The 26,065-nt window shown below is 52.3% G+C and carries 19 protein-coding genes; 10 read left to right on the plus strand and 9 right to left on the minus strand.

The genetic code is table 11. The features are described from left to right. Window positions 1-134: 134 nt before the first annotated feature. Window positions 135-1,145: a quinone-dependent dihydroorotate dehydrogenase gene (pyrD, locus tag OGX92_RS22970; RefSeq protein ID WP_286587128.1), complete on the minus strand. Its 1,011-nt coding sequence runs from the start codon at window positions 1,143-1,145 to the stop codon at window positions 135-137. 243 nt (window positions 1,146-1,388) lie between these two features. Between pyrD and ssuE the strand changes: the two genes are divergently transcribed. From ssuE to ssuB, 5 genes are read left to right on the plus strand one after another with little or no spacing between them, the layout of a single operon-like run. Next, window positions 1,389-1,964 (plus strand): NADPH-dependent FMN reductase, encoded by a 576-nt coding sequence (gene ssuE / locus OGX92_RS22975; RefSeq protein ID WP_003831971.1) that lies wholly within the window; start codon window positions 1,389-1,391, stop codon window positions 1,962-1,964. Beyond that, window positions 1,957-2,931, plus strand: a complete 975-nt coding sequence (locus OGX92_RS22980) for a sulfonate ABC transporter substrate-binding protein (RefSeq protein WP_126956782.1) — start codon at window positions 1,957-1,959, stop codon at window positions 2,929-2,931. The genes ssuE and OGX92_RS22980 overlap by 8 nt, the downstream gene beginning before the upstream one ends. Then, window positions 2,928-4,073, plus strand: a complete 1,146-nt coding sequence (gene ssuD, locus OGX92_RS22985) for an FMNH2-dependent alkanesulfonate monooxygenase (RefSeq protein WP_003831965.1) — start codon at window positions 2,928-2,930, stop codon at window positions 4,071-4,073. The genes OGX92_RS22980 and ssuD overlap by 4 nt, the downstream gene beginning before the upstream one ends. A gap of 10 nt (window positions 4,074-4,083) precedes the next feature. Then, a complete protein-coding gene (gene ssuC, locus OGX92_RS22990; RefSeq protein WP_149281417.1) occupies window positions 4,084-4,875 on the plus strand; it encodes an aliphatic sulfonate ABC transporter permease SsuC in 792 nt (263 codons plus the stop codon). Next, entirely contained in the window at window positions 4,872-5,639 is a 768-nt protein-coding gene (gene ssuB / locus OGX92_RS22995; RefSeq protein ID WP_063940611.1) for an aliphatic sulfonates ABC transporter ATP-binding protein, read from the plus strand. Before ssuC ends, ssuB begins: the two co-directional genes overlap by 4 nt. 71 nt (window positions 5,640-5,710) lie before the next feature. Here ssuB and pepN read toward each other — a convergent pair whose 3' ends face one another. Next, on the minus strand, window positions 5,711-8,323 hold the full coding sequence (gene pepN / locus OGX92_RS23000; RefSeq protein ID WP_149335624.1) for an aminopeptidase N: 2,613 nt from the start codon (window positions 8,321-8,323) through the stop codon (window positions 5,711-5,713). A 266-nt stretch (window positions 8,324-8,589) separates the two neighbouring features. Between pepN and pncB the strand changes: the two genes are divergently transcribed. The 4 genes from pncB (at window position 8,590) to aspC (ending at window position 14,410) form a co-directional block, all read left to right on the plus strand. Next, window positions 8,590-9,792, plus strand: a complete 1,203-nt coding sequence (pncB, locus tag OGX92_RS23005) for a nicotinate phosphoribosyltransferase (protein WP_286587131.1) — start codon at window positions 8,590-8,592, stop codon at window positions 9,790-9,792. 166 nt (window positions 9,793-9,958) lie between these two features. Beyond that, the gene (gene asnS / locus OGX92_RS23010; protein WP_020996514.1) at window positions 9,959-11,359 is read left to right on the plus strand and encodes an asparagine--tRNA ligase; all 1,401 of its coding nucleotides are present in this window, start codon (window positions 9,959-9,961) and stop codon (window positions 11,357-11,359) included. Between the two features lie 600 nt (window positions 11,360-11,959). Next, window positions 11,960-13,036: a porin OmpF gene (ompF, locus tag OGX92_RS23015; protein WP_003831952.1), complete on the plus strand. Its 1,077-nt coding sequence runs from the start codon at window positions 11,960-11,962 to the stop codon at window positions 13,034-13,036. Between the two features lie 183 nt (window positions 13,037-13,219). Next, window positions 13,220-14,410: an aspartate transaminase gene (aspC, locus tag OGX92_RS23020; protein ID WP_286587132.1), complete on the plus strand. Its 1,191-nt coding sequence runs from the start codon at window positions 13,220-13,222 to the stop codon at window positions 14,408-14,410. Window positions 14,411-14,463: 53 nt separating this feature from the next. Here aspC and OGX92_RS23025 read toward each other — a convergent pair whose 3' ends face one another. The 7 genes from OGX92_RS23025 to cmoM all read right to left on the minus strand — a co-directional run bounded on the left by OGX92_RS23025 (window position 14,464) and on the right by cmoM (window position 25,154). Continuing rightward, a complete protein-coding gene (locus OGX92_RS23025; protein ID WP_063940614.1) occupies window positions 14,464-15,111 on the minus strand; it encodes an MBL fold metallo-hydrolase in 648 nt (215 codons plus the stop codon). Between the two features lie 28 nt (window positions 15,112-15,139). After that, window positions 15,140-15,688: a peptidoglycan L,D-endopeptidase MepK gene (gene mepK / locus OGX92_RS23030; protein ID WP_003831948.1), complete on the minus strand. Its 549-nt coding sequence runs from the start codon at window positions 15,686-15,688 to the stop codon at window positions 15,140-15,142. A 177-nt stretch (window positions 15,689-15,865) separates the two neighbouring features. Next, window positions 15,866-17,617 (minus strand): L,D-transpeptidase, encoded by a 1,752-nt coding sequence (ldtD, locus tag OGX92_RS23035; protein ID WP_063940615.1) that lies wholly within the window; start codon window positions 17,615-17,617, stop codon window positions 15,866-15,868. Window positions 17,618-17,890: 273 nt separating this feature from the next. Further along, window positions 17,891-22,351 (minus strand): chromosome partition protein MukB, encoded by a 4,461-nt coding sequence (gene mukB, locus OGX92_RS23040; RefSeq protein WP_286587133.1) that lies wholly within the window; start codon window positions 22,349-22,351, stop codon window positions 17,891-17,893. Next, a complete protein-coding gene (gene mukE / locus OGX92_RS23045) occupies window positions 22,351-23,055 on the minus strand; it encodes a chromosome partition protein MukE (protein ID WP_003035809.1) in 705 nt (234 codons plus the stop codon). Before mukE ends, mukB begins: the two co-directional genes overlap by 1 nt. After that, the gene (gene mukF, locus OGX92_RS23050; protein ID WP_003831939.1) at window positions 23,036-24,358 is read right to left on the minus strand and encodes a chromosome partition protein MukF; all 1,323 of its coding nucleotides are present in this window, start codon (window positions 24,356-24,358) and stop codon (window positions 23,036-23,038) included. The genes mukE and mukF overlap by 20 nt, the downstream gene beginning before the upstream one ends. Further along, window positions 24,351-25,154, minus strand: coding sequence for a tRNA uridine 5-oxyacetic acid(34) methyltransferase CmoM (cmoM, locus tag OGX92_RS23055; RefSeq protein ID WP_003035803.1), 804 nt, complete (start codon window positions 25,152-25,154; stop codon window positions 24,351-24,353). Before cmoM ends, mukF begins: the two co-directional genes overlap by 8 nt. Window positions 25,155-25,289: 135 nt before the next feature. On the opposite strand from cmoM, the gene elyC reads away from it, so the two are divergent. Next, the gene (gene elyC / locus OGX92_RS23060; RefSeq protein WP_063940617.1) at window positions 25,290-26,054 is read left to right on the plus strand and encodes an envelope biogenesis factor ElyC; all 765 of its coding nucleotides are present in this window, start codon (window positions 25,290-25,292) and stop codon (window positions 26,052-26,054) included. The last annotated feature ends 11 nt before the right edge of the window (window positions 26,055-26,065 follow it).

Raw genomic sequence — 26,065 nt, forward strand, 5'->3', positions numbered from 1 at the left:
TACGACAGTATCCTTTTGCCGCTTCGTTTATTGCCCTAATAATAAAAGCTCAGAATGTTTAAATAAGCAACAGTAAAGGAATATAAAACAACCAGGGCTAGAAATAAAGCCCTGGTTTGTGATTAAGGTAGCATTCAGATATTGCTGACGATTTCTTTTATCAACGGCGGACCTTTAAAAATAAAGCCCGAATAAATCTGTACGAGGGTTGCACCAGCAGCTATTTTCTCACGTGCAGCAATCACCGAGTCGATACCACCAACGCCAATAATCGGCAGCTGACCTTTTAATTCCTGAGACAACTGGCGAATAATTTCTGTACTTTTTAATTGTAACGGTCGACCGCTCAGACCACCCATTTGATCGCAATTTTTCATTCCCTGAACAAGAGAACGATCGAGGGTGGTGTTAGTCGCAATTACGCCATCAATATTATGACGAACTAAACTATCGGCGACCTGGATCAGTTCTTCCACAAAAAGATCCGGTGCGATCTTTACCGCCACCGGAACATATTTATGGTGGATCGCTTGCAGATCGTTTTGCTTATTTTTAATTGCCGTCAGGAGATCGTCCAGCGCTTCGCCGTATTGCAGCGTACGTAATCCCGGCGTATTCGGTGAAGAGATATTAATCGCGATATAACCAGCATAAGCATAGACTTTTTCCATACAAATCAGATAGTCATCTTTGCCGTTCTCTACTGGGGTATCTTTGTTCTTACCAATATTAATACCCAGAATACCGTCAAAATGCGATTTTTTAACGTTCTCAACCAGGTTATCAACCCCGTGGTTATTAAACCCCATGCGGTTGATCAGACCTTCTGCATCGACCAGACGGAACAGACGCGGTTTATCGTTACCCGGCTGAGGGCGTGGCGTCACGGTACCAATCTCAATGGAACCAAATCCCATCGCGCCGAGCGCATCAATGCACTCCCCGTCTTTATCCAGTCCGGCAGCAAGTCCGAGCGGATTTTTAAACGTCAACCCCATACAGGTAACCGGTTTTGCCGGTACTTTCTGGCGCACAAGCGCTTCAAGCGGTGTGCCGGTAATGCGACGTAATTGCTGGAATGTCAATTCATGAGCGCGCTCTGGATCGAGCTGAAAAAGGGCTTTACGAACGAAGGGGTAGTACATGAACTCTCCTGGATTCCCGGTGTGCAAACCGGGGGCGTATTATGTGCTATCGCGAGCAAAAAGGGAATTGACCTGCGGCAATAAATAGCAATCGTTTTCCTTGCCTCTGCCTTTTTATTCAATTTCCAACTTTTCTATGCCGTATAAATCATTTCGATAAACAAAATCTCTCTGCCAGACTGCTCAAATTGTTATCGATGTTAACCAAAAGCAAACAATTAGTTATAAGGGGAGAATGAAATTATGCGCGTCATCACTCTGGCGGGGAGCCCTCGCTTTCCCTCTCGATCCAGTGCGTTACTGGAATATGCCCGAGAAAAACTTCACGGTCAGGATGTCGAAGTCTTTCACTGGAACCTACACAATTTTTCCCCGGAAGACCTGATCTATGCTCGTTTCGACAGTCCAGCGCTGAACACATTTATCGAACAATTGCAGGATGCAGACGGGCTGATTGTCGCAACACCAGTCTATAAAGCCGCTTACTCTGGCGCCCTGAAAACCCTGCTCGATCTACTCCCCGAGCGGGCGCTGGAAGGGAAAGTGGTTTTGCCGCTGGCGACCGGCGGCAGCGTGGCGCATTTACTTGCCGTCGATTACGCGCTGAAACCGGTACTGAGCGCATTAAAGGCCCAGGAGATCCTGCACGGTGTGTTTGCTGATGATTCACAGGTAATTGATTATCAACATAAACCTCAGTTTACGCCCAACCTTCAGCAGCGTCTGGACAGTGCGCTCGATACCTTCTGGCTGGCGTTGCATCGTCGCGATGTCCAACTTCCTCAACTGAACACCCTGCGAGGTGCCGCTCATGCTTGATTTTCTCAGGCGTCACACGTCATGGCTGGCACTGACCGGGTTGTTGTCGCTGTCAACTCTGGGGCATGCCGCAGAATCGGCCCCCGATGCTCTGCGTATTGGTTACCAGAAAGGAAGCGTCAGTATGGTGCTGGCCAAAAGCCATCAGCTACTCGAGAAACGCTATCCGCAGACTAAAATCTCGTGGGTCGAATTCCCGGCTGGACCGCAAATGCTGGAAGCACTCAATATCGGCAGTATCGATCTCGGCAGTACCGGTGACATTCCGCCGATTTTCGCCCAGGCAGCCGGGGCCGATCTGGTTTACGTGGGCGTCGAGCCGCCCAAACCGAAAGCCGAAGTGATTCTGGTGCCAAAAAATAGCCCGATCCAGAGCGTCGCGCAGCTTAAAGGACATAAAGTCGCCTTCCAGAAAGGCTCCAGCGCCCACAATTTACTGCTCCGGGCGCTGCAACAGGCCGGACTGAAATTTACCGATATTCAACCGACGTATCTGACTCCCGCCGATGCGCGAGCGGCCTTTCAGCAAGGGAATGTTGATGCGTGGGCTATCTGGGATCCCTATTATTCCGCCGCGTTACTGCAAGGTGATGTACGCGTACTGAAGGACGGCTCAGACCTTAAGCAAACCGGTTCGTTTTATCTCGCCGCCCGTCCTTATGCCGAGAAAAATAGCGCTTTTGTACTTGGCGTACTGGATACCTTTAGCCAGGCCGATGCGTTAACGCTCAACCAGCGCCAGCAAAGCATTACCCTGCTGGCCAAAACCATGGGGCTGCCCGAACCGGTGATTGCGTCTTATCTGGATCACCGTCCGCCAACCACCATTGTGCCAGTCAACGCCTCCGTTGCTGCCCTGCAACAACAAACCGCCGATCTGTTTTATGACAACCGTTTGGTGCCGAAAAAAATCGATATTCGCCAGCGTATCTGGCAACCCACTCAGCAGGCAGGAGAAAAATTATGAGTCTGAATATGTTCTGGTTTTTACCCACACACGGTGACGGTCATTATCTTGGAACGGAAGAAGGTTCGCGCCCGGTCGATCACAGTTATCTGCAACTAATCGCGCAAACGGCCGATCGTCTCGGATTTACCGGCGTCCTGATCCCAACCGGTCGCTCTTGCGAAGATGCCTGGCTGGTCGCCGCTTCGATGATCCCGGTCACCCAGAGATTAAAGTTTCTGGTCGCGCTGCGCCCAAGCGTCACCTCGCCAACGGTTGCCGCACGTCAGGCTGCGACGCTCGACAGACTCTCAAATGGCCGGGCGTTATTTAACCTGGTGACCGGCAGCGATCCACAGGAGCTGGCAGGTGACGGCGTGTTCCTCGATCACACAGAACGATATGAAGCCTCTGCTGAATTTACTCAGGTCTGGCGGCGCTTGCTGCAAGGTGAAACGGTGGATTTCAACGGCAAACATATTCATGTCCGCGGCGCGAAGCTGCTTTTCCCTCCCGTACAACAACCCCGGCCACCGCTTTATTTCGGCGGCTCGTCTGATGTCGCACAAGACCTTGCTGCCGAGCAGGTTGATCTCTATCTAACCTGGGGCGAGCCGCCGGAACAGGTGAAAGCGAAGATTGAACAGGTGCGGGCCAAAGCAGCGGCGCTCGGGCGCAAGATCCGCTTTGGTATTCGTCTGCATGTGATCGTACGGGAGACAACCCACGAGGCGTGGCAGGCAGCGGATCGTCTGATAGCCCACCTGGATGACGACACCATTGCCAAAGCCCAGGACGCCTTCTCAAGAACGGATTCGGTTGGTCAGCAGCGAATGGCTGCACTGCACAATGGTAAACGCGACAAATTGGAAATTAGTCCGAACCTGTGGGCAGGCGTTGGACTGGTACGCGGTGGCGCGGGTACCGCGCTGGTCGGAGATGGTCCGACTGTCGCGGCGCGTATCAACGAGTATGCCGCGCTGGGAATCGACAGCTTTGTGTTGTCCGGATACCCACATTTGGAAGAGGCATACAAGGTTGGCGAGCTGCTGTTTCCGCATCTGGATGTTGCTATACCGGAAATTCCGCAGCCGCAATACCTGCAACAACAAGGTGAAGCGGTGGCAAACGAATTTATCCCGCGCAAAGTCGCGCAAAGCTAAGGAGCGGCTAATGGCAACGCCGAAAAACAGATGGTTATTACGCCTCGCGCCCTGGCTTTTACCGGTAGGTTTGGTGGCGCTCTGGCAGTTCGCATCTTCAATGGGCTGGCTGTCCACTCGCATTCTGCCCTCTCCGGAAGGTGTTATCGAAGCTTTCTGGACGCTTTCCGCCAGTGGCGAGCTTTGGCAGCATCTGGCCATCAGTTCCTGGCGCGCGTTGATCGGATTCTCCATCGGTGGATCGATTGGCCTGACACTGGGACTTATCAGCGGTCTTTCGCGTTGGGGAGAACGCCTGCTTGATACCTCGGTGCAGATGCTGCGTAACGTACCGCATCTGGCGCTGATCCCGCTGGTGATTTTGTGGTTCGGCATTGATGAATCCGCCAAGATCTTTCTCGTGGCGTTGGGCACGCTGTTCCCAATTTACATCAACACCTGGCATGGGATTCGTAGTATCGATCGTGCACTGGTAGAAATGGCGCGCAGCTATGGATTATCCGGCTTTTCACTGTTTGTTCATGTGATCCTCCCCGGCGCCCTGCCCTCGATTATGGTCGGCGTGCGTTTTGCTCTCGGGCTGATGTGGCTGACGCTGATTGTGGCGGAAACCATTTCTGCCAATGCCGGTATTGGTTACCTGGCGATGAACGCCCGCGAATTTCTGCAAACCGATGTGGTCGTGGTGGCCATTATTCTCTACGCCCTGCTCGGCAAACTTGCCGACGTCAGCGCCCAACTGCTGGAGCGAGTCTGGCTACGCTGGCATCCGGCTTATCATGTAAAGGAGGCTACCGTATGAATACCGCTCGCCTGAACCAGGGTACACCGCTGTTGCTGAGCGCCGTGACAAAACAATACGCCGTCAATACAGTGCTCAATCAATTAGATTTGCATATTCCGGCCGGACAGTTTGTTGCCGTGGTTGGCCGCAGCGGCGGTGGTAAAAGTACGTTGCTGCGTCTGCTGGCAGGGCTGGAATCGCCGACCTCAGGCGCATTACTTGCCGGAACCACCCCACTGGCGGAAATTCAGGATGATACGCGTATGATGTTCCAGGATGCGCGTCTGCTGCCATGGAAGACGGTTATCGATAATGTGGGCCTGGGTCTGAAAGGTCAGTGGCGCGATGCGGCCCGAGATGCGCTGGCCGCCGTTGGGCTGGAGAGTCGTGCTCACGAATGGCCGGCTGCGCTATCCGGTGGACAAAAACAGCGTGTAGCCCTGGCACGGGCATTAATTCATCGCCCCGGTTTGCTGCTGCTGGATGAACCCCTCGGCGCTCTGGATGCCCTAACCCGCCTTGAAATGCAGGATCTGATCGTCTCTTTATGGCAAGAGCACGGCTTTACCGTACTGCTGGTCACTCATGACGTCAGTGAAGCGGTGGCAATGGCCGATCGCGTGTTGCTGATTGAGGACGGAAAAATCGGACTGGATCTTACGGTGGATATTCAGCGCCCCCGCCGTTTGGGATCGGGACGGTTAGCCGATCTGGAAGCGGAAGTGTTGAACCGGGTTATGCAGCGTGGCGACAATGAAGTTCAGTTACGCAAGCAGGGTTAAAAATGCCGGATGGCGCTACCGCTTATCCGGCCTACGCGTGAATGGTAGGCCGGACCCATCCGGCAATATTATCAGGCTAACGCTTTAGAGATCTTCTCGAACAGATCGCCTGAGAGATTCTCCAGACCTTTCAGCTGTTCCAGCGCCGCACGCATTTTCGCCTGACGTTTTGCATCATAACGTTTTAAGCGAATCAGCGGCTCAATCAGACGTGACGCCACCTGCGGGTTACGACTATTAAGCTCAGTCAACATGTCGACCAGGAACTGATATCCACTACCATCTTCCGCATGGAATGCCGCCGGGTTGCTACCTGCAAAGGCACCGATCAGCGAACGGATTCGGTTCGGGTTACTCATACTGAAAGAGCGATGCTTCAGCAGGCCGCGTACGGTTTCCAGCACGTTTTTCGCCGGGCTGGTGGATTGCAGGATAAACCATTTGTCCATCACCAGACCGTCATGATGCCACTTATCATCATACTCTTGCATTAGCGCGTCGCGACATGGCAGCTGCGCCGCTACTGCCGCGGATAGCGCCGCCAGCGCATCGGTCATATTGTTCGCTTCACGATACTGCTTGCTTACCAGCGTGTCAGCCAGATGGGTTTCGCCAAAGGCCAGGAAACGCAGGCAGGCGTTACGCAGCGTACGCTTGCCAATATCGGCATGCTCAACGCGGTACTCATCAAGATGATTAGCGTTATAGATGGCGAGGAATTCATCTGCCAGTTCGGCCGCCAGCGTGCGGGTTAATGCTTCGCGTACTTCGGTTATCGCCACCGGATCGATGATGTCGAACAGTTCAGCTATTTCATTTACTGAAGGCAGCGTCAGGATCTCTGCCGCCAGCGCCGGATCGATTTTCTCATCCAGTAAAATTGCGCGGAATGCATCAGCCACGTGTACCGGCAGCGACAGCGGTTGTCCCTGCTGATGACGGGCAACGTTAAGCTTAATATAGGTCGCCAGCAGGCTTTGCGCCGCGTCCCAACGAGAGAAATCGTTACGCGCATGACGCATCAGGAAGGTCAGCTGCTGATCGCTCCATTTGTATTCCAGTTTTACCGGCGCGGAGAATTCGCACAGCAGCGCCGGAACCGGCTGGAAGTAGACGTTATCAAAGACAAACGTCTGCTCTGCCTGGGTGACGTTGAGTACAGAATTCACCGGGTGCCCGCCTTTTTGTAGCGGGATCACTTTCCCTTCGTTGTCATACAACTCGAGGGCGAAAGGAATATGCAGCGGCTGTTTTTCGGCCTGATCCGGCGTGGCCGGCGTGCGCTGGCTGATCGTCAGCGTGTACTGCTCAGTTGACGGATTGTAGTCATCACGCACGGTCAGAATCGGCGTACCGGACTGACTGTACCAGCGGCGGAAATGGGAGAGATCAACGTTAGAAGCATCTTCCATCGCCTGCACGAAATCATCACAGGTTGCAGCACTGCCGTCATGACGCTCAAAGTACAATTGCATCCCTTTCTGGAAGTTAGCCTCACCGAGCAGGGTGTGGATCATACGAATCACTTCAGCGCCCTTTTCATACACGGTCAGGGTATAGAAGTTGTTCATTTCAATGACCATATCCGGACGGATAGGATGCGCCATCGGGCTGGCATCTTCAGCAAACTGCAGACCACGCATGGTGCGCACATTGCTGATGCGGTTTACCGCGCGTGAGCCGAGATCGGAACTGAACTCTTGATCGCGGAACACGGTTAAGCCTTCTTTCAGGCTCAACTGGAACCAGTCACGGCAGGTCACACGGTTGCCGGTCCAGTTGTGAAAATACTCATGACCGATAACGCGCTCAATATCGAGGTAGTCTTTATCAGTGGCGGTATCGGTACGTGCCAGCACATATTTGGAGTTAAAGATGTTCAGACCTTTATTCTCCATCGCGCCCATGTTGAAGAAATCCACGGCGACAATCATATAGATGTCGAGGTCATACTCGAGGCCAAAGCGCTCTTCATCCCATTTCATGGAGTTTTTTAGCGAGGTCATCGCCCACGGCGCGCGATCCAGATTACCGCGATCGACGTAAAGTTCCAGCGCCACTTCACGCCCGGAACGGGTAGTAAAAGTGTCGCGCAGGACGTCAAAATCACCGGCCACCAGCGCAAACAAATAGCACGGTTTCGGGAACGGATCCTGCCACTGTACCCAGTGACGACCATTTTCCAGTTCGCCCTGCGCCACACGGTTACCGTTGGAGAGCAGGAACGGATATTGGGTTTTATCGGCGATAATTTTGGTGGTAAAACGCGCCAGGACATCAGGTCTGTCGAGATACCAGGTAATATGGCGGAAACCTTCCGCTTCACACTGGGTGCACAGCGCGTCGCCAGACTTGTACAGCCCTTCCAGCGCTGTATTGGCCGCCGGGCTAATTTCATTCACGATACGCAGCGTAAAACGTTCCGGCAACTGACTAATGACCAGAGCGCCCTCTTCTTCTTTATACTCTGTCCACGGCTCGTCGTTCACGTGGATCGACACCAGGGTCAGATCTTCGCCATTCAGGCGCAGGGGCACATCGGACGCGCCATGACGGACAGCCTGGCTCACTGCGGTGACCACGGTTTTTTCAGCATCCAGGTCAAAGGTCAAGTCAATATCAGTAATCTGGTAATCCGGCGCACGATAGTCGTGACGGTATTTGGCTTGTGGCTGTTGTGTCATAAAAAAACCTTTAGCATCTTTAATAGAGTCTCGGCTTCAGTCTATTCCTGTTGCGTAAATCGCGCTACGCAGAATGTTCATCTTTTCAGGCACAAACACCCTTTTTGCTACATTTTCATAACACGTGGCACGAATTGCCCTCGACCAGAAAGAGAGCTTATGGTGTGATCGGGGTTCAATAAATCGCTAAACAGGGTATACTCCAGCGGTTTTCTTAGTTGTTTATTGTACTAAACGCTCCCGTGAGAGGATGCTACTGCGCACCTATGACACAATTCGCTTCTCCTGTTCTGCACTCGCTGCTGGATACAGACGCTTATAAGTTGCATATGCAGCAAGCCGTTTTTCACCACTACTACGATGTACAAGTAGCGGCTGAATTTCGTTGCCGTGGCGATGACCTGCTCGGTATTTATGCCGATTCTATTCGTGAGCAGGTGAATGCTATGCAGCACCTGCGACTGCAGGAGGATGAGTACCAGTGGCTCTCCGGCCTGCCTTTCTTTAAAGCTGATTACCTTACCTGGTTACGTGATTTCCGCTATAATCCGGAACAGGTTTGCGTCACCAATGATAACGGCAAGCTAAACATCCGCTTAACCGGTCCGTGGCGTGAAGTGATCATGTGGGAAGTCCCGCTGTTAGCGGTGATTAGCGAACTGGTACACCGTTACCGTTCACCTGAATCAGGCGTCCCGCAGGCACTCGATGAGCTGGAAAGCAAACTAGTAGAATTCTCTGCTTTAACGAAAGATGTCGATATGTTCCGCTTCCATTTGATGGATTTCGGTACGCGTCGTCGTTTTTCGCGCGAAGTACAGCAGGCTATCGTTAAACGCCTGCAGCAAGAGCCCTGGTTTGTTGGCACCAGTAACTACGATCTGGCCCGCCGCCTGTCATTAACCCCAATGGGTACGCAGGCGCATGAGTGGTTCCAGGCTCATCAGCAAATCAGTCCAGAACTTGCCACCAGCCAGCGCGTAGCCCTGGCAGCCTGGTTAAATGAATACCCTGATCAACTCGGCATTGCATTAACCGATTGCATCACCATGAACGCATTTTTACGCGACTTTGGCGTTGAGTTTGCTACCCGCTATCAGGGTCTACGCCATGACTCAGGCGATCCGGTGGAATGGGGTGAAAAAGCCATCGCCCATTATGAAAAACTGGGGATTGATCCGCTGAGCAAAACGCTGGTCTTCTCAGATAATCTCGATCTGAAAAAAGCGATTGAACTCTACCGCCACTTCTCTTCCCGCGTACAGTTGAGTTTTGGTATTGGGACACGGCTAACATGCGACATTCCGCAGGTTAAGCCACTCAATATTGTGATCAAGCTGGTGGAATGTAACGGCAAACCGGTGGCGAAGTTATCTGACAGCCCGGGTAAAACCATCTGCCACGATAAAGCATTTGTTCGTGCACTGCGCAAAGCCTTCGATCTCCCGCATATCAAAAAAGCCAGTTAAGCCTTCCAGGGAGCCATTTTGGCTCCCTTTTTCGCGTTTATTTCCGAAATCTTTCACTCCAGCTACGAATTCTGCTTGTCTGATTGCAGATGCCAGGTAACATAGGTATCCCCCCATTACGGGTGGACATGTGTTTATATATCCGACTATTAACAGAGAGAATATTATGAGCGTTGTGCCTGTAGCCGACGTACTCCAGGGCCGCGTAGCCGTTGACAGCGAAGTCACCGTGCGCGGATGGGTGCGTACCCGCCGAGATTCAAAAGCTGGCATCTCCTTCCTCGCCGTTTATGACGGTTCCTGCTTTGATCCTGTACAGGCCGTCATCAATAATTCTCTGCCCAATTACAATCAGGACGTACTGCGCCTGACGACGGGTTGTTCAGTTATCGTAACGGGTAAAGTCGTTGCGTCTCCTGGACAAGGACAGAGCTTTGAAATTCAGGCCACTGAGGTTGAAGTAACGGGCTGGGTTGAAGATCCTGACACTTACCCAATGGCAGCTAAGCGTCACAGCATTGAGTATCTGCGTGAAGTGGCGCACATGCGTCCGCGTACCAACATGATTGGTGCGGTAGCGCGTGTACGTCATACGCTGGCGCAGGCTCTGCATCGTTTCTTCCACGAGCAGGGTTTCTTTTGGGTATCGACTCCGTTGATCACCGCTTCCGATACAGAAGGTGCCGGTGAAATGTTCCGTGTTTCTACGCTGGATCTGGAAAACCTGCCGCGTAACGATCAGGGTAAAGTCGATTTCGACAAAGACTTCTTTGGTAAAGAGGCCTTCCTGACCGTTTCCGGTCAGCTGAACGGTGAAACCTACGCCTGCGCCCTATCTAAAATTTATACTTTTGGCCCGACGTTCCGTGCAGAAAACTCTAACACCAGTCGTCACCTGGCAGAGTTCTGGATGCTGGAACCAGAAGTAGCTTTTGCTGACCTGAACGATGTTGCAGGCCTGGCTGAAGCGATGCTGAAGTACGCGTTTAAAGCCGTACTCGCAGAGCGTGCGGATGATATGAAATTCTTCGCTGAACGTGTCGACAAGGACGCGATTTCACGCCTGGAACGTTTCATTGACGCTGACTTCGCGCAGGTGGATTACACCGACGCGGTAAGCATTCTGGAAAAATGCGGTAAACAGTTCGAAAACCCAGTTTACTGGGGTGTGGATCTGTCTTCTGAGCATGAACGTTACCTTGCTGAAGAGCACTTTAAAGCGCCGGTGGTAGTGAAAAACTACCCGAAAGATATCAAAGCGTTTTATATGCGCCTTAACGAAGACGGTAAAACCGTTGCTGCAATGGACGTACTGGCCCCGGGAATCGGTGAAATCATCGGTGGTTCTCAGCGTGAAGAGCGCCTGGACGTGCTGGATGCCCGTATGCTGGAAATGGGTCTGAACAAAGAGGATTACTGGTGGTATCGCGACCTGCGTCGCTACGGTACCGTTCCGCATTCCGGCTTCGGATTGGGCTTCGAGCGTCTGATCGCTTACGTCACCGGCGTACAGAACGTCCGTGATGTTATTCCGTTCCCGCGTACTCCACGTAACGCCACCTTCTAAACGTGCGTTATTGTTTTGAAGGCCAGCATTGCTGGCCTTTTTTATACCCTTTTCGTGTTATCTGGATACCCATCTCACGTTAAACACAACCTTTCAATCTCCTCCACCTGTTACGTAATATTTCATCGCAATACATTTGCACAAAAAATAATCAGCAATTTTATTGTGGATTAGCATTTTCTGATTAAATAGTACATTTTTCAGCCTCTCGCACGGCACTCCAGACGTCCAAAAATCGTTACCTGTAAAATCCGAACTTTCCGGCAGAACGGAGAAAAAATGACCTTAGCAAAATTAAACATAAGAAAATCATATAAATAGAAATAAAAACGAGAATTTTAAGCGCAGGGGCATCCGAAGTTTGACGCTGTTCACAAAGTTGCACAAAAATAACATTTTGCTACACATTTTTTCTTTTTGAAACCAAATCTTTATATTTGTAGCACTTTGACGGTAGCGAAACGGTAGTTTGAATGGAAAGATGCCTGTCAGACACATAAAGACACCAAACTCTCATCAATAGTTCCGTAAATTTTGATTGACGGAATTTATTGGCGGCAGTGGCAGGTGTCATATAAAAACCGATGAGGGTAATAAATAATGATGAAGCGCAATATTCTGGCAGTGGTTATCCCTGCTCTGCTGGTAGCCGGGGCAGCTAACGCTGCAGAAGTTTATAACAAAGATGGCAACAAAGTAGACGTATACGGTAAAGCCGTTGGTCTGCATTATTTTTCCAAGCACAACGGTGATAACGCCTACGCTGCTAACGGCGATCAGACATATGCCCGTCTTGGTTTCAAAGGGGAAACTCAGATTAACGACCAACTGACCGGTTACGGCCAGTGGGAATACCAGTTCAGCGGCAATAACGCAGAAGGCGGTGACGATGCCCAGAAAGGCAACAAAACCCGTCTGGCGTTTGCTGGTTTGAAATTTGGTGACGCAGGCTCCTTCGATTACGGTCGTAACTACGGCGTTGTATACGATGCTCTGGGTTACACCGATATGCTGCCAGAATTCGGTGGTGATACCGCTGCTTCTGACCAGTTCTTCTCCCAGCGTAACGGCGGTCTCGCAACCTACCGTAACTCTAACTTCTTCGGTCTGGTTGAAGGCCTGAACTTCGCTGTACAGTACCTGGGTAAAAACGAACGCTCTAGCAGCCCAACCCGTTCTAACGGCGACGGCGTTGGCGGTTCCGTAAGCTACGAAATGGATGGTTTCGGTATCGTGGGTGCTTACGGTGCAGCTGACCGTACCAACGCGCAAGAGCAGCTGGCCTATGGCCGCGGCGCGAAAGCTGAGCAGTGGGCGACCGGTGTTAAGTACGATGCGAACAACATTTACCTGGCAGCGAACTACAGCGAAACCCGTAACGCAACCCGTATCTCTAACGGTTACGCTAACAAAACTGAAGACGTACTGTTGGTTGCTCAGTACCAGTTCGACTTCGGCCTGCGTCCGTCCCTCGCCTATACCAAATCTAAAGGTAAGGACATCGAAGGAATCGGCGACGTAGATCTGGTGAACTACTTCGAAGTAGGTGCGACTTACTACTTCAACAAAAACATGTCCACCTATGTTGATTACATCATCAACCAGATCGATTCTGACAACAAACTGGGCGTAGGCTCTGACGACACCGTTGCAGTGGGTATCGTTTACCAGTTCTAATAGCAGACCTCTTTGTTAAATGCCTAAAAAACAGGACTTCGGTCCTGTTTTTTTATATCTGCTAGCGGATTCTTGCGTCTTAAAAAAACACCTCAGCTTTTCGTCAGTAACGGTTGGCATTTTGTAAATCTACCGTTAACCTGATAGCGGACTTCCCTTCTGTAATCACTATGGAACCTCGTCATGTTTGAGAACATTACTGCCGCTCCTGCCGACCCCATTTTGGGTCTGGCTGATTTGTTTCGTGCCGATGACCGCCCTGGAAAAATAAACCTGGGGATCGGTGTATATAAAGATGAGACAGGCAAAACGCCGGTACTGACCAGCGTTAAAAAAGCCGAGCAATATATACTGGAAAATGAAACCACCAAAAATTACCTTGGCATTGACGGTATTCCAGAGTTTGGTCGCTGCACTCAGGAATTACTGTTTGGTAAAGAAAGTTCGCTGATCAACGATAAGCGTGCACGTACCGCACAAACCCCTGGCGGCACTGGTGCACTGCGTGTGGCAGCTGATTTCCTGGCAAAAAATACGTCGGCTAAACGCGTATGGGTGAGCAATCCAAGCTGGCCGAACCATAAGAGCGTCTTTAACTCTGCAGGCCTGGAAGTTTGTGAATACAACTATTACGATGCAGCAAACCACTCGTTAGATTTTGATGCGCTGCTGGCAAGCCTCAGCGAAGCGCAGGCTGGCGACGTGGTGCTATTCCACGGCTGCTGCCATAACCCTACCGGTATCGATCCTACGCTGGAACAGTGGCAAACGCTGGCTCAGATGTCTGTCGAAAAAGGTTGGTTACCGCTGTTTGACTTCGCATACCAGGGCTTTGCCCGTGGCCTGGAAGAAGATGCAGAAGGTCTGCGCACATTTGCGGCTCTGCACAAAGAGCTGATCGTTGCCAGCTCCTACTCCAAGAACTTTGGACTGTACAATGAGCGTGTAGGCGCCTGTACGCTGGTTGCTGCCGATGCTGAAACCGTTGACCGTGCGTTCAGCCAGATGAAATCAGCCATTCGCGCTAACTATTCCAACCCACCAGCACACGGTGCATCCGTAGTGGCCACGATTCTGAGCAACGACGCGCTGCGTGCCATCTGGGAACAGGAACTGACTGATATGCGCCAGCGCATTCAGCGCATGCGTTTACTGTTTGTGAATACGTTGCAAGAGAAAGGTGCAAACCGCGATTTCAGCTTTATCATCAAACAGAACGGCATGTTCTCGTTTAGCGGCCTGACCAAAGAGCAGGTTCTGCGTCTGCGTGAAGAGTTTGGTGTCTACGCTGTCGCTTCCGGACGCGTAAACGTGGCAGGAATGACGCCAGACAACATGGCGCCACTGTGCGAAGCGATTGTCGCAGTACTGTAATCTATCGCGCACAAAAAAGGCCGCAATAGCGGCCTTTTTATTTATTAAACGAATTACCAGACAGGCATTTCATCTTGCAGGAACGGGTTATGTAAGCGTTCATTACCCAGCGTAGAGAGTGGGCCGTGACCCGGAATAAACGTTACGTCATCGCCTAACGGCAATAGTTTACGTTTAATCGAATCGATTAGTTGGCTGTGATCACCGCGCGGGAAATCGCTGCGCCCTACGCCACCTTTGAAAATCACGTCACCAGAAATCAGTAACTTTGATTGCTCATCAAAGAAGACCACATGTCCCGGTGTATGACCCGGACAATGCAGAACCTGTAACGTCACGTTGCCAACGCTTATCCGGTCACCTTCATTCAACCAGCGATCGGGCGTCAGCGGCTCACAATCTCCCAAGCCAAACATGCGGCTCTGAGCAGGGAGTCCCTGTAACCAGAACTCATCTTCTTTATCCGGACCAATAACCGGTACACCATAATGTTGTGCCAGTTCAGCCGCCGCTCCAACATGGTCAAGATGACCGTGAGTAAGCAGGATCTGCATTAGCGTCAGACCGCTGGCATCCACTTCCTGTTTGATTTTCTCGGCATCGCCGCCGGGATCGACCAGCGCGGCCAGACGAGTCTGCTCACACCAGATTAGCGAGCAGTTCTGGGCGAATGCAGTGACCGGAATAATACGATAGTTCATACAGCTCCTGTTTCATTAAGCTTATGGATCACCAGTGCCGTGCAGGGCCGGTGTCAATATGCACAAAGTTACTGCTGGGGTAGTATCCTACACCACCTGCGCGCATAGATAACGCAGCTTTGCGAATATTACTTAATGCGATGCCTTCAATATGGAAATCCATGGCCTGACCTTTAGTGTGGTAGCTTTTCTTGGCCACACCACGGCTACGTGCACGGAGTTCATTATTGGTATCGATAGAGCGATAGCCGGAAATCAGCTGTACGGGTTTACGCGTGCCCAGCAGGCCCTGCAGACGGAAGAGTTGATCAAACAGTCCCGGGTCAATAGATTTCACTTTATTGGCCCGAAAATCACGGAAAAAGTGGTTAAGCTTTGCTAATTCGTCCTGAATATAGCCCCTGCCATCAAAAAACTCTGCTTTTATTGACTCACCGGTATGCAGGTTATTCAGAGTCAATATACGCGGACGTGGGGTAGAGAGTGTTGCAAACGCAGGCGTAGGCAAGATGGCAGCGCCGAGGGCAATACCACCAAGCGCCAGCAGTTTGCGGCGATTAGCGTCAAATTTGTCCATGGTATTAAGGTCTACAAGGTCAATGTTATCGTATGTATGCTCTAGCGCACGCGGGAAACCTTATCTGGCTAAGTAGTCCACGTCAAGGCTCCCAACCCCAGGAAATACGGGGCTCACAGCCATTTTGCCCCGTTTCCAGCATAACTTACGACAATCATTTTCCTCGAACTGCTTCATTTATCTGATTAATTGCTCGGCTTTTGACACAATTTGTGCGCTGGATCGCGCTGTCAGATCGTAATTGTAAATATCTGTACGATACTGCGTGCGCCCATCAGGGCCGACAAATGCGGTCAGATAGTAGAGGTTGACCGGAATATTCTGGCGAATATTCACATACCGCGTATCCCCTTGCTTCAGGGCATCCGAGATGCGTGAATCATTCCAACCCGCATCCTGTAGCAGCATATTCGCCAGCTCAGATGCCTTGTTCACACGCACGCATCCGGAGCTTAACGCCCGCGTATCTTTCTGGAACAGATTGTGGTTCGGCGTATCGTGCAGATAAATAGCGTCCGAACTCGGCATATTGAATTTATAGCGTCCTAGCGAGTTACGTGCGCCCGGAGCCTGCTGAAAGCGGAACGGCAGATTGGACGCAGTGATGGTCGCCCAGTCAACCTGCCACGGATCTATCGTCTCTTTACTGTTCCAGCCGCGCATTACGGTATAGCCGTGACGTTCAAGATATCCCGGATCATTCCATAACTTAGGCAGAATATCTTTACGTGCCAGCGTCGGCGGAACGTTCCACGGTGGGTTAACGACCACGTTATTCAGCGCACTGCTCATCATCGGCGTTTTACGATCGGGACGCCCGACAATAACTCGCGAGGCCAGCACCTGATTGCCATTCTGATAATAAACCAGCGAATAGGCAGGAATGTTCACCATGATACCGGTAGACAGCTCACTCGGCAGCAGGCGCAAGCGCTGAATATTTAACGCTAGCACGCCCGCACGCTGAGCAGGCGTCACGTTCAGCCAGTCACGTGTGGCTGGGCCAATCGCGCCATCTGCGCCAAGTCCCTGCCACGTCTGAAAACGCTTTACCGCATCAACCAATTCACGATCGTAGGTACCACGCCCTTCTTTGCCAGACGTACTGACGGCAGGCTCCAGCATCCCGGTTCGACGCAAAATTTCACGCAGCGCGGGGATGTCATTACTCCACTCCCCCGGACGCAGCGTTGCTGTACTGGTGAGTTGCGGCCAGGGACGTGAATCGCCCACCAGCTTGAGCAGTGATTCATGCATGGCTGCATACTGCGGATGTTGAGGCGAAAGGCTGGCCACAAATGAAGTCAGTTGACCGTTATCCAGTGCGACCTGCCACTGGTTGATGACGGAAATCGGCGGCGTCGTTAGCGCATAGGGCTTATCGCTGTAAAGCCAGCGATTACCTTTGACAGGGATGTTAGCGATAAAGTGCAAATACCCCATCATCGCATCAGAGAGCACGATGTCTCTCGCCTGACCGGTTACTGCCGGGTCAGTCAGAAGTGCAACCCAGGTAGTGAACTGCGGCTGAAAGCCGGCAATTGCGATCTCGGCTAACTGTTGCTGAAATGCCTTTACCGCATCACGATTTTCCCACATCGGCTTCATTTCGCGTGCGGCATACAGCAGTTCCAACTGGCTCATGTAAACCGGCGTATAACCTGCTGGCAGTTGAGAGTGTATTTCGGCGCGGGCTTTATCGACAGACACGCCTTCTGGCAGCGGTTGAATACCCGCCATGATAGCCGTCGCAGAAGATTGAACCTGCGGCTGCGATAACGCTGTTGGCTGTTCACTGACGGTCGCAGAGCTATCGCCAGGGATCATTTCAGGCTCATCGGCCTGCGCATTGAACAGTGGAGCGAATGTTACGGCCAGGCACAAACTTATTGCCGACAGCCGACGACCACACATTTTATTAAGCAACATCCCTTGCCCCCTGTTTTCTTTATCATACTCTGAATAGCCAGGCCGTCTGTATTCCCCTTTATTTTGACGAGGGTCGGACCTGTATAACGCCAATACAAACTGAAGTATGACGAGCAAGCCTGTGACGCGTTAGGCTCACCTTTACCTTTAGTATATAAACATCAAAAACTTTTTGCCTAACCTAATGTAAAGAAGTCTAAAGAAATTACACCAGGCATGAAGTCTTTTCGGAAAAAGATAAGGCGGCCATGTAGCCGCCTTTTTACTTATTACTTAGCTTGCCTGCGAGGAGGCATCTTCAGTCCCCGGCAGCGGTTCCGGTAACTGAGGCGCAAATCCGCGCAGCCCCACCACGTGAACGTGTTCAGTGTTCTGGAAGACTTTACGCACCAGTTTGTAGGTGGTGCCTTTCTCTGGGCTGATGTTTTCCGGCGCAGCGATAATCAGCTGCATCTGCAAACGCTCACACAGCTCAAACAAGGTCGCAATAGAACGCGCATCGAGTCGTGCAGCTTCATCAAGGAACAGCAGGCGGCAAGGAGAGATATCTTTCCCGCGCAATCTGCGGCCTTCATCTTCCCAGCTTTGCACCACCATCACCAGAATAGACATCCCGGTCCCGATCGCTTCCCCCGTTGACAACGCACCAGACTCAGCACGCAGCCAGCCGTCAGAGCCACGGTTAACCTCAACTTCCATTTCCAGATAGTTACGATAATCCAGCAGCTCTTCACCAATGGTTTGCGGCGTGCGTTGCCCCATGTCTATCTGCGGATTCAGACGCTGATACAGCTTCGCCAGCGCTTCTGAGAAGGTCAGGCGATTGCTGTTAAACAGATCCTGATGCTGTTCATGCTGCTCTGAAAGTACGTCCAGCAAGGTAGCATGTGTTTCACGCACATTGACGTTCAGGCGAACGCTGTTGACCTGGCCAAACGACACGCTTTGCAGCCCCTGGTTCAGCATGCGAATACGGTTCTGTTCACGCTGAATAGTCTTACGAATAATGTTCGCCACGCTGCGTGAGCTGATCGCCAGCTTCTGTTCGCGTGAGGTTAACTCTTCCGTCAGACGGCTCAGCTCGATCTCCATCTGTTCAATGGCTTCAACCGGATCGTCGGTACGAATAATATCCTGGCGAATACGTTCGCGCAGATGCTGGTAAACCGCGACGAAGAACTGAATTTTACGCTCTGGACGTTTTGGATCTTCAGACAGACGCAACACATCGCGCAGGTGCTCGTTATCTGCAACCGCCAGACGTAGCGCACCGAGCGCCTTATCCGACATCGAACGCAGTTCGTCACCGGAAAGATAGGCCAACTCGCGACGGTGCAGACGACGTTCCACACCGTTATCTTTCACCATCCGCATGACTGCACACCAGCCGGCTTTGGCGGTGACTACTTGCTCGCGCATTTCATGATAATCACGTTCCAGCTTGCGCAGTCTGCGGGTCAGGTTTTCCATCTCCGCTTCGCAGAAGGTCAGCGCTTTCTCAAGTTGGTTGCGGCGTGCACGGTTGTTGCTGAGCTGCGCATGCAGTTCGTCACGGCGGATACGCGCGCGCTCTTCAGCACCGCTGTCCGCACGAACGCCGATATCCTGCAGTTCACGTTGTAAATCGTTAAGCAGCTCTTTTTTGGTGTCATAAGAGCTTTTTAGCGATGCCATCACCTGGTTGTACTGGCTTAACTGTGCGGCGTGGCTGCGCAGCGCTTCACGAGCGCGGGTACGTTCGGCTTCCGCCTGTTCCAGGCGTTCACGCAATTTTTCGTTCAGATCGCTATTGCCGCTCAGCATTTCGGCTGAGTCGGAATAACTAAAGTGCGCCCGACGCTGTACGACTTCGGTCAGCGCAAAAGCCTGCTGACGCGCATCGCGCTGCATCTGCTGGGAATACGCATAGTCTTCCTTCAGCTGTTCAAACTGCTCAGGGTCATTTTGCAGAACCGAAACGATAGATTCCAGTTTCGCCAACTGATTGCCATGTTGCTGTACAAAACGCGCGGCTTCCTGAGCTTCATCCAGACGCTCGCGAATTTCGTCAACGCGATCGGCCAGCGTATCATCTGCCAGCAGATTCAAGCGCGGCAGCAGGCGGTTCAGCGCAGAGACGCCCTCTTTCGCCTGTTCAAACTGCATACGGCTTTGCTGGTTATCATTTTCATGATTGGTCAGCGCACGTTCCAGTTCAACGCGACGGCTATTCAGCTGGCGAATTTCCGCTTCTGGATCGGCTTCAAACGCCACCGACAGATGGCTGCCGATAAAGCGACTGAACGCCTGATGCAGACGTTGGGTTTTCTGGACGTCAAAGGAGAGCGTGGCGAAACGTTCAGACAGCCCTTCACGCTCGGCATGCAGGGTTTCGATACGGCTTTCACGTGCTGCACGCCCAAAAATAGGCACCGTCGGGAAGCGAGAATAACGCCACTGACGCTCGGCAGTTTTCACCACCACCGCATTTTCCAGTTCATCAACGCTGAAGACGCTGTCATCAAACGACTGCGGATCCCCTTCGATGAAATAGAGATCTTCCGGGCAATCCGTCAGCCCTTCAAGCTGTTCGGTAATCAGCGACAGATCCGGTACCACAATGGCATGGCGCGAAGGACCGTACAACGCAGAGAAGTACGGTGCATCTTCAAGGCTAACGTCATCATAAATTTCTGACAGCAGCACGCCGCCAAAGCGTTCCGCTAGCGCGTTCAGACGCTGATCTTCCGCCCCGCCCGGCTGACTTAAACGTTCAATCTCTTCATCAACCGCATTTTTACGTGCACCGACTTCATCACGCTCAACAATGGCCTCACGCTCGCGCTCCAGCAATTGTTGCAGATACTCGGTCACATCCTGGCTGGAGGTAAACTCTTCCCCACACTGCTCGCTAAGCTGGTTCAGGCTATTTTGCGCAGCCAGCCAGACGGGTGCCCGTTTCATCAAATGCTGAATACGGGATTGTAGCTGTTCCTGCTCCTGACGCAGCGTCATACGCTGTTCGCTGGCAGACGAGACGCTGTCCGACAAGGCGGCGATGCGCGCTTCCAGCTCCTGGTGCAGTGCTTCCAGCTCCTCGATATCGAACTGTTTACCCTGTCGCTTGCAGAATTCGGCCAGCAGACGCTCGGCGTCCTGCTGTTCGCGCAGACGCTGCTCCAGTTCGCTCAGTCGCATACGCAACGGCTGAACCTGTTCTGCCAGGTGGCGCTGTTCCACGCCTTCGCGCAGCAGTTCACGCGCCACGCTCCAGGCTTCACCGCGCGCCAGCGGGCCGTTGATCGCCGCCACCAGCTGATAAGCCTGTTCGAACTGGCTATGCGCGGTTTGCGCCACGCTCATTTTTTGTTCTAGCGTCAGCAGCTTTTCAGTGGCTTCCTGCTCTTTGGCCTGGAAAGTCTCCAGCCATTCGGCGGCGCTGTCGGCTGTCAGATCCGGTAGGTGGCAGAGCTCTTTCGCCCGATTTAGGGCCTGGATCGCCTGAGTATACTGGATGGCTCGCGTTTGCTGGACGTCCAGCGCTTGCTGGTAATCGGCAAGCTGGCTTTTCAGCTCATCCACTTCCAGCTCAGCGGCTTCCGCACGGGCTTCGTTTTCATCCTGGCGGTCAACGGCTTCCGCGACCACCTCGTTTTGTTCTTCCAGACGGACCTGCAGTTCTTCGAGATCCGCCTCATAGCGTTCAATTTTTTCCTGTTGACGCAGCGCGGTTTGCACCAGATTCAGGTGATCGCTCGCGGCCTGGTAATCAGCTTCCAGATCACCTTCCGCACCGTTGTGCTCACCCAATTCACGTGCCATATCCACGTGTTTGTACTGCTCTGCCGCCAGCTGCTTGCGCGAGGTATACAGTTCACGACGATATTCCAGTGCTTTATCCAGATGGATACGGCGTTCGTTGGCGTGGCGCATATAATCCGCGGCCACATAGTTGGTCGCTTCGCTGATTAAATGCTTAAACAGGTCGCGGTCAGACTGGGTTACGCGAATCGCTTCCAGCGTCATACGGTTTTCACGCAGCGCGGCTTCCATATCCTGGAACGCTTTACGTACGCCGCTGTTTTCCGGCAGCAGGTAGTCACGAAGTGAACGGGTAATGGCGCTGGAGATCCCGCCGTACAGCGAGGCTTCAATCAGACGGTAGAATTTACTACGATCGGACGCGGAGCGCAGACGACGGGCAATGATGCCCAGATCGAACATCAACGAGTGATAATCGGTTATTGAGTTGAACTGCTTAAACTGCACGCCTTCCATCTCATCAAGCTTCTCTTTCAGCTCAGGTAGAGACAGTACGCGCGCCTGGCGTTCGTTCAGCGTTTCCGTCACCAGTTGGGTTGGCTGTACCGACATCGGCAGCCCCTGAATGGCAAACGGTTTGATATCCACTTTGCGATCGCGACCAGCAACCTGTTGCAGACGCACACCCACGACCACGCGCTGATGACGCGAGTTGAGGACGTCGAGCATTGAATAACAAACCCCTGCTTTCAGCTTACCGTGCAGGCCTTTATCACGTGAACCGCTGGTTGCACCGGCTTCGGTGGTGTTACGGAAATGCAGCAGGGTTAAGTCCGGAATGAGCGCCGTAACAAATGCCGCCATGGTGGTGGATTTACCCGCACCGTTACCACCGGACAGCGTGGTGACCAGCTCATCGAGATCAAACGTACGGGCAAAAAAACCATTCCAGTTAATCAGCGTAAGTGAGCGAAATTTACCGCGTTCAATCATTATTCTTCTTCTCCACTGTCCGGCTGATTCTCTTCGGGCTCATCGTTAAGCTGCAGACGGTTCTCGACCGCCATCGCTTCACCATCACGAATTAAGCGACGCTGTGCTTCACGCGGATCGTCGCCGCTACGCACATCCGCGCCAAAGCGGAAGACAGATTCCGTAATACGGAATTTGCTGCTGTCGTGGCCCAGAAACCACACCATGCCTAAGCGGCGCAAGCGGTTGAGCGAAGAACGCACTTTTTCCTGTAGCTTCTGGCGGTCAACGTCAGAACCGGTTGAACGGTTGTTCACCAGCTTCAGTAACTTCGCTTCGTCTGCCAGCGTTAGCAGCTCGTCGTACAGCTCTTGCTGGGTAAAAATCCCTTCGTTCGCCAGGCGTTCCGGGCTGAGATAGAGATAGCAAAGAATTTTACCCACCATCATGTCCAGTTCAGACAGGACCGAACGCGGAATGAGCGTCGTTGAACGCGGACGAAGGTAGAAGAACCCTTCCGGCGCACGGATCAATTCCACGTTATAGCGGCTGTAAAACTCTTCAAAATATTCCTGAAAATCCATCAGGAAGGCATGATTATCCAGTTCATCCAGACCGATATGGCGGCCCGAACGTAAGGCGCTATCCAGCGCAGGAAATAACGGATTCGCCAGCGCCTGCGCCAGCTTTACCGGCATCACTTGTTCAATATTTGTCAATGACATGCGCCTGTACCTTGGCTCCGTAATCATTAATCGGCTGCCATTTGGCTGGCAGTCCGGTGAAGTCTGCTTGCGCTACGCCAAGGCGTACCGCCTGATCGATAACAATACGCGCGACGTCGAAATGACGCGCACGTGGGTATTGCGCCAGATACTCGCGCACTACCAAACCGAGATCCAGTGGTGTTTGTCTGGATTTGTAGATAGCCAGCTGTTCTTCGATGATCGCCGCCAGCTGCTCACGGATCTCGTTAAATTCTTCATATTCCAGATCTTCCGGAAGTTCACCGGTGACCTCTTCGTCACGCAGCACCATCTCCTCGTCACGCATATCCAGCAGACGATCGGCGTTGGCATAGGTCAGCGCCCATGGGTCGTCAAAGTAGGTCTGCACGGACTGACGCAGACGCTGGGCGAAGACGCGGTTTTTATCCATATCGATCGCGGTACGGATAAATTTATGAACGTGACGATCGTAGCCGATCCACAAGTCAATGGACTGCTGGCCCCAGCTAATAATGCGGTCGAGCTTGCTTTGTAAATCAAACACCAGCCGATCGACAAAATGCAAATCGTCATGCGTCATCGTGGCGTCCTGGATGCGTAACAGGTTAGCCTGCAGCTTATCCCCTGCCGCTTCCAGCGTATCTTGCAGCTCACGCAGCGTACCAGATGTTTCTGACAGCAGCATTTCACAGCTGGAAATCGCCGCCCGCCAGTCTTTGTTTAGCAACTGTGCGATGTCGTCTTTTACCTGCTGCTGCTGTTCATCCATGATGCGCTGGGTCAGATCGATACTGTCGAAAATCTCCGCCACCGAGTATTTCAATGGCGCATAGACGTTGCGATGCCAGTGGAACTCATCACCACCTTCCGCTGCCGCATCCGCCGCGCGCTTCAGTTCGCCTGCTACAATTGACAGCTGCATAGAAAGACGCAGCGTAGAGAATTCGCGCTGACGAATATAGTAATCTGTGATGCCAATCCCGAGCGGCGTTAAACGGTAAATGGCGTTGCCTTCAGCCTGCTCGCTGGTAAAGCGGTTCAGCAGACGTTGACGCACCATATCGTTGATCGCGTTGTTGGCGCGGACGCCGATGGTTTCGCTGGTTTGCTCAAACGCATCACTAACATGGCGGAACGCATCCACCAGTTCACCTTCACTCATCTCACCGTCAAGTCGCTCACCGTTCAATGTGGCGACCGCCAGCAGGAACGAAAGTCTGTCTACCGGCAGAGAGATGGAGAAGTCATTTTTTCTGGCCCAGGCAACCAGTTCGGGGACTGTCTGGGAAAATTCACTCATAGGTTATCCTTGCATCTGCGGCTCGGGCCGGACGTTTAATCGCGGTGACATGAATATAGCGCCCAAGGCTGATATACGGTTCCTGGCGGCAATAACGTGTTTCTATTTCTGTTAAAGCATCAAAACAGTCATGCTGTTTTTGTTTATCACGCAGATAATCATGAAACACCCTCACGCCCGTTTTTCCGGTTATCTCCCAGCCAATCTCCTCCAGCCAGCCATAGACCTGCTGAGGGTCGCGCGGAAAATCGGGAGACAACGTGCGCCGTTTCTTTTTATACATTCCCTGCTGTACATAGCCGAAATTACCGACCAACACATTACGCATCAACAGACCGTTTGCATTGTAGAACATCAGCGATAAAGCACCGCCCGGGCGTAACATCGACCACAATGTTTTTAAGACGGCTTGCGGATCGGCCACCCATTCCAGCACAGCATGAAACAATATCAGATCAACCTGAGAATCCAAATGCTGTGGGATGTCCTGAGCGGCACAATGTATAAAATGCATGTTGTCGCTCACACCTTGCTCTTCTGCCGCCCGTTGCGCTCGCGCCACCATCTCAGCAGAAAGATCGCACAAGGTGACGTGATGGCCCCGCTGCGCCATCAGAATGGCTGTCTGCCCTTCTCCGCCACCCGCATCAAGCACACGCAAAGTTTGGCCCGCATAGTCGGCAAGAAGTTTGTCCAGATCCTGCCAGAGGATCGTCTGACGAAGCTGACCTTTGGTGGTGCCGTAAATGTTACGGGAAAACTTCTCTGCAATGTCATCAAAATTGCGATCCCGCATCGGGCTCTCCACATGCTGGCTTTAGGGTGACTAAGTAAAACCGCTATTTTGTCACACCCACGCCGAGAATGAACCTTCCTGGTGTAATATCCCTGCTGATCCCCTGCTGTATGGTTAAAAAAGGAACCAAAAAGGATGCTTTTTACGCTGAAGAAAGTGATTGGCGGTATGATGCTGCCACTTCCGCTAATGCTCATTATCATGGGTATAGGCCTGGCGCTGCTCTGGTTTAGCCGCTTTCAAAAAACAGGGAAAATGTGCATTAGCCTGAGTTGGCTGGCACTGTTACTTCTAAGCTTGCAGCCCGTCGCCGACAGTCTGCTGAAACCGATTGAGGATAGCTATCCAACCTGGCAGGATACACAAAAAGTGGAATACATTGTGGTGCTGGGCGGAGGGTATACCTGGAATCCTCAGTGGGCGCCAAGTTCAAACCTGATCAGCAACAGTCTTCCGCGTCTGAATGAAGGTATTCGCCTTTGGCGTGCTAACCCGGGATCGAAGCTTATCTTTACCGGTGCTGCGGCAAAGAGCAATAACGTCAGTACTGCAGAAGCGGGCGCCCGCGTAGCGCAGTCACTGGGTGTGCCGCCCGGTGATATCATCACGCTGGATAAACCCAAAGACACCGAAGAAGAAGCCGCAGCGGTGAAGCAGGCCATCGGCAGCGCGCCGTTCCTGCTGGTGACCTCCGCATCGCACTTACCACGAGCAATGATTTTCTTCCAACAGGCCGGACTACATCCGTTGCCCGCACCAGCCAACCAGTTAGCGATTGACTCACCGCTTAATCCGTGGGAGCGCGCGATCCCCTCTCCCGTCTGGTTGATGCATAGCGATCGTGTTGGTTACGAAACGTTGGGGCGAATCTGGCAGTGGCTAAAGGGATCGGAACATTGACAGTAATGTTG

Origin of the sequence: Citrobacter sp. Cpo089 (genome assembly GCF_030332695.1) — a bacterium.
Taxonomy (GTDB): Bacteria; Pseudomonadota; Gammaproteobacteria; order Enterobacterales; family Enterobacteriaceae; genus Citrobacter; species Citrobacter portucalensis.

What these genes read in the sequence shown, in the direction of transcription:
- pyrD (WP_286587128.1), bottom strand. Translation starts at nt 1,145, where the DNA reads ATGTACTACCCCTTCGTTCGTAAAGCCCTTTTTCAGCTCGATCCAGAG.
- ssuE (WP_003831971.1), top strand. Translation starts at nt 1,389, where the DNA reads ATGCGCGTCATCACTCTGGCGGGGAGCCCTCGCTTTCCCTCTCGATCC.
- OGX92_RS22980 (WP_126956782.1), top strand. Translation starts at nt 1,957, where the DNA reads ATGCTTGATTTTCTCAGGCGTCACACGTCATGGCTGGCACTGACCGGG.
- ssuD (WP_003831965.1), top strand. Translation starts at nt 2,928, where the DNA reads ATGAGTCTGAATATGTTCTGGTTTTTACCCACACACGGTGACGGTCAT.
- ssuC (WP_149281417.1), top strand. Translation starts at nt 4,084, where the DNA reads ATGGCAACGCCGAAAAACAGATGGTTATTACGCCTCGCGCCCTGGCTT.
- ssuB (WP_063940611.1), top strand. Translation starts at nt 4,872, where the DNA reads ATGAATACCGCTCGCCTGAACCAGGGTACACCGCTGTTGCTGAGCGCC.
- pepN (WP_149335624.1), bottom strand. Translation starts at nt 8,323, where the DNA reads ATGACACAACAGCCACAAGCCAAATACCGTCACGACTATCGTGCGCCG.
- pncB (WP_286587131.1), top strand. Translation starts at nt 8,590, where the DNA reads ATGACACAATTCGCTTCTCCTGTTCTGCACTCGCTGCTGGATACAGAC.
- asnS (WP_020996514.1), top strand. Translation starts at nt 9,959, where the DNA reads ATGAGCGTTGTGCCTGTAGCCGACGTACTCCAGGGCCGCGTAGCCGTT.
- ompF (WP_003831952.1), top strand. Translation starts at nt 11,960, where the DNA reads ATGATGAAGCGCAATATTCTGGCAGTGGTTATCCCTGCTCTGCTGGTA.
- aspC (WP_286587132.1), top strand. Translation starts at nt 13,220, where the DNA reads ATGTTTGAGAACATTACTGCCGCTCCTGCCGACCCCATTTTGGGTCTG.
- OGX92_RS23025 (WP_063940614.1), bottom strand. Translation starts at nt 15,111, where the DNA reads ATGAACTATCGTATTATTCCGGTCACTGCATTCGCCCAGAACTGCTCG.
- mepK (WP_003831948.1), bottom strand. Translation starts at nt 15,688, where the DNA reads ATGGACAAATTTGACGCTAATCGCCGCAAACTGCTGGCGCTTGGTGGT.
- ldtD (WP_063940615.1), bottom strand. Translation starts at nt 17,617, where the DNA reads ATGTTGCTTAATAAAATGTGTGGTCGTCGGCTGTCGGCAATAAGTTTG.
- mukB (WP_286587133.1), bottom strand. Translation starts at nt 22,351, where the DNA reads ATGATTGAACGCGGTAAATTTCGCTCACTTACGCTGATTAACTGGAAT.
- mukE (WP_003035809.1), bottom strand. Translation starts at nt 23,055, where the DNA reads ATGTCATTGACAAATATTGAACAAGTGATGCCGGTAAAGCTGGCGCAG.
- mukF (WP_003831939.1), bottom strand. Translation starts at nt 24,358, where the DNA reads ATGAGTGAATTTTCCCAGACAGTCCCCGAACTGGTTGCCTGGGCCAGA.
- cmoM (WP_003035803.1), bottom strand. Translation starts at nt 25,154, where the DNA reads ATGCGGGATCGCAATTTTGATGACATTGCAGAGAAGTTTTCCCGTAAC.
- elyC (WP_063940617.1), top strand. Translation starts at nt 25,290, where the DNA reads ATGCTTTTTACGCTGAAGAAAGTGATTGGCGGTATGATGCTGCCACTT.